The 3,924-nt window shown below is 61.1% G+C and carries 4 protein-coding genes; all 4 read left to right on the top strand.

The annotated features are described in order from the left end of the window. On the top strand, window positions 1–2,382 hold a 2,382-nt coding region (locus KDH09_15185; GenBank protein MCB0221039.1), incomplete at its 5' end, for a hypothetical protein. After that, entirely contained in the window at window positions 2,379–2,828 is a 450-nt protein-coding gene (locus KDH09_15180; GenBank protein MCB0221038.1) for a hypothetical protein, read from the top strand. The genes KDH09_15185 and KDH09_15180, both read left to right, overlap by 4 nt. Continuing rightward, on the top strand, window positions 2,806–3,372 hold the full coding sequence (locus tag KDH09_15175; protein MCB0221037.1) for a hypothetical protein: 567 nt from the start codon (window positions 2,806–2,808) through the stop codon (window positions 3,370–3,372). Before KDH09_15180 ends, KDH09_15175 begins: the two co-directional genes overlap by 23 nt. Then, window positions 3,372–3,924, top strand: a 553-nt coding sequence (locus KDH09_15170; GenBank protein MCB0221036.1) for a hypothetical protein, incomplete at its 3' end; no start/stop codon positions are given. The genes KDH09_15175 and KDH09_15170, both read left to right, overlap by 1 nt.

Here is a 3,924-nt window from a genome sequence, read left to right as displayed (position 1 = left end):
CGCGGCCTGAGAAGCTCCGACCAGTTCAAGACGGGACTGCGCCAGTGCCAGAACTTCCTCATCAAGGGGTTTGGCGCTTTGCAGCGTCGCGGCGGGACAGAGTATATCTCGGCGGTTTACGACTCGACCGAGAACGTCCGCCTGATCCCGTTTTCCATCCCCGGCGTCGGGGATTACGTTCTTGAGTTTCAGGACGAAATCTGCCGGTTCTACAAGGCCGGTGCGATCCTCGGCGCACCCTACACGCTGACGACCGAGTTTGACCACACGGACATCCAGTCGATTCAGTTCGCTTCGGACGGCAAGGACCTGTATCTGTGCCATCCCGACTACTGGCCCCGCAAGATTTCCCGCACTACCGACACGAGCTGGACGGTTGCGGAACTGGACTTTGGCGCCGACTTCCCGGTGCTGGAGATCAAGACGCAGCCATACGCTCTGAGCGTGAACGGCACCACTGCCGGTGGAGCGGTGTTTATCGAGTCGAGCACGGACTCATTTACGAAGTCGGACGGCAATACCGGGAAGCTCATCAACCTGCATGGCGGCTGGGTGAAGATCGCCAGCTTTGTCGATGCCGGGCGGATGTATGGCGTGAACCTCCAGCTCCCCCCTTCCGCCACGACGCCGACCGCACAGTGGACGGGCATCTGGGAAGAGGGCGCAGCCACGGGCGTGAACATCACGGCTGGCGCTGCCGCCTCTGCCGGTGAGACTGTAGCCCTGACCGCCTCTGGTGCTGTTTTCACCGGCGCCGAGGGGAGGGTCATGGACATTGACTCTGGCGGAACGGCACGCTCCCGCTACGTCCAGATCATCAGCGTCACCAATTCTACGACCGCAACGGGCCTTGTCCTGAACACATCCGTAACGGCAACCACCTACACGAACAGCAAGATTCTGACGGCCACTGACCCCCTCGGTGGCATTACGATAACTCCCAGCGCGGATACCGGCAGCATCACCCTGACTGCCAGCTCTGCATACTTCTCTGCCAACCACGCTCCAACCACTACGGAGCCCGGAGCGAAGTTCCGCATCGCGGGTGGTTACGCTACCGTTACGGCTTTCAACTCGACGATCAATGTTGACGCCACCGTGGGCAAGGACCTCCAGAGTATTTCCGCCACCCCCCTGTGGGAAGAGTCGTGGAGCGCGGATTCGGGGTTCCCCCGGGCGATTGTCTTTCATCAGGGGAGGCTCTACTGCGGGGGTGTCACGAAAGCCCCAAACGTCCTGTATGCTTCCCGGCCCAACCGGCCCGAGAGCTTCCAGCGGAGTGAGGGCGAGAGCGTCGACTCTGACGCGCTCCACTTCCCGCTCAACCAGATCGGCGATGTCATCGAATGGCTGGCCAGTGCGGAGAATATCCTCATTGGCGCCCGCGATGCCGAGGTAATCGGGGAGGGATTGATCGCCCCCGGAGAATTCGACTTCAAGCGGCAGAGCACCTATGGGGGCTCCAGCATCCAGCCGCAGACCATTGACAACGCCTCGATGTTCGTAGGCCGCGACGGGAAGTCCCTGCGCGCGATGAGCTACAACTTTGAGGACGACCGCTATCGGGCGCAGGCGCTCTCGGACCTTGCCGACCACCTCCTGTCATCCGCCATCGTCGAGCTTCACTACGCTCGGACGCCTGCGCCCGTTCTTTTCTGCCTGCTCTCGGATGGAACGCTGCTCCAGCTTTTCTACAACCCGCAGTCGGGGGTGATCGGCTGGGGGACGTGGCTGCCTGCCGGGACAAGTGCCCTTGTAAAGAGCCTGTGCGTCGTGCCGGGCACCAACCGTGACGACATCTACCTGGCGATTTCCCGCACGATCAACTCGGCCACAGCCGTCTACGTGGAGCGCTACGAGCCCGACAGCCGCACGGATTCCTTCCTCGACGAGGACACCCTGACCTTCGGGCAGACTGGGGTGACGAGTGGGATTTCCCACCTGGAGGGGGAAACCGTATCGGTCAAGCTGGATGGGGTCTACCGGGGCACCTACACGGTTGCGTCCGGGGCCATCGACTACAGCGACCTGAATCTGACCGGCGCCCCCACGACCGGTGAAGTGGGGCTCTCCTACACGGCTTCAGCCAAAGTCTACCCACAGACATTCAGCGACCAGAACGGTGTTCGCCACAGCAAGGTTACGAGTATCAAGGGACTGGACCTGTATCTGGTCGATTCGACCGGGGGTAAGGTCAACGGTCAGCCAATCAAATACCGCACCACCGACGATCAGGTCGGCTCTGCGGCAGCCGTGTTTACGGGCTGGAAGCGCTTCGATGGCGTGAATCAGACGGACAGAAACGACGATCCCGTCATAACAATCATGGAGGACAGGCCCCTCAATCTGGAGATCGCCGGGCTTGTGATGAGCGTATCGTGATCCTGAAGCCTTATGAGCCAAGTGACCTGGATGGAATCATGGAGGACCTGCGCCCGATCATGAAGGAGCGGCTGAAGGCCCTCTCGGGAAAGTTCGACAACGTGGTCGAGTTCTCTCACTGGGCGGTGACGCTCGATCATGGTGGGCCGCTTGGGGCTGCGTGGTTCTTCAAGAACCCCAACGGGACCGCTGTGGCCGTGGCCCTGTCCACCACCCGGCTTGTCGATCTGATCTACCGGGACCGGTTGGTGGCGAAGACGTTCATTCCGCTGTGCAAGACGGCGATAGAATGCTCCCGGGAATACCTGGGATACACCCGCCTGATCTCGCACGTTCACAATTCTTTCCCCAGCTCTGCCAAGTGGATGGAGCGAATGGGCTTTCGCGCGGTGGGGTGGCGCGAGGATTTGATGGAGTATTGCTATGAGCCTGAAACGACTGCTTGAGCAGACCGAGCGAGCGAATGCCATCGGCTCCGGGGTCGGTTACCTTGACCCGATCTCTGCGACGTTCCTCGCCCTGACCGCACTGACAGGCGGCAAGACCATTACAGAACCGATCAAGGCAAAGGAGCAGCGCGCTGCAATCCGGCGCCAGCAGGCCGGGCAGATTCAGGAAGCCGACCAGATTCGAGACAAGCTGCGTGCGGATGAGGCGCAGCGCCGTGGCAGGGCCGAGGCGATCATCGGGGCTGGCGGCGTGTCAGGTGGTTCGGCCCAGCTTGCCAACCTTTCCGGGGCCTTCAGCCTGCTGGATGACCTCGGCGTCCTGAATCAGAACCTTACATCCAGTCTTTATGAGGGCCAGCGCCAGCGCAGGTCGGCCAAGACGGCGGCATTTTCCGCAGGGTTTGGCGCGCTTGTGAAGGGCGGGACGCAAGTGGCTACGACCGCACTTACCGCCGGTTTTGGGGGTGGTGCGGGCGGCGTTGATCCCGACGCGATATTCGGCAAGCCCGGCGGCGACTTCAAGGCGGGGAATCTCTTCTAATGCCCAAGACAATCATAGAGCAGCGCGAGAGGTTCCAGGTCGCCCGGCAGAACCCTGAGTTCAAGGCGCAGAATCTCGGCGCCCTTGCGGCAGTCGAGGACACGGCCAGCTTCCTCGGGGAAACCGGTCTGGATGAGGCCAACACGATCATTGAGCGCAAGGCCAAGCTGGAAAACGCAAAGGCTACGCGGAAAACATTGGAGCTACAGGCCGACATCCTTTCGAGGCGCAACGAATTCAGGGATGACGTTATTGCGGAGGGGCTCGACCCAGAAACCGACGAAGGCCGCGTGGCCATAGAAAACAAGATGGCCGAGGCTTACATCGGCGGCAGTTCCGGCATTTCGGAAGAGATTGGGACATTTATCGGGGCCAAGATGTTTGAACAAAGCTCTGAGCACCTGACGGGGAATTTTCAGATTTCAGCGAAGGAGGCTGCGCGGGAAGTGCAGCGCGACGCTGCGCTGACTGCGATGTCCGCAGACGTGGATGAGTTTTCCGCGTCTGCCGTTGTGAACCCGAGGTCACCGAGCGCGTCGCTCAATTCGCTGG

The sequence above is a fragment of the Chrysiogenia bacterium genome (assembly GCA_020434085.1).
Taxonomy (GTDB): domain Bacteria; phylum JAGRBM01; class JAGRBM01; order JAGRBM01; family JAGRBM01; genus JAGRBM01.
This window is presented reverse-complemented; position numbering and strand designations above follow the sequence as displayed.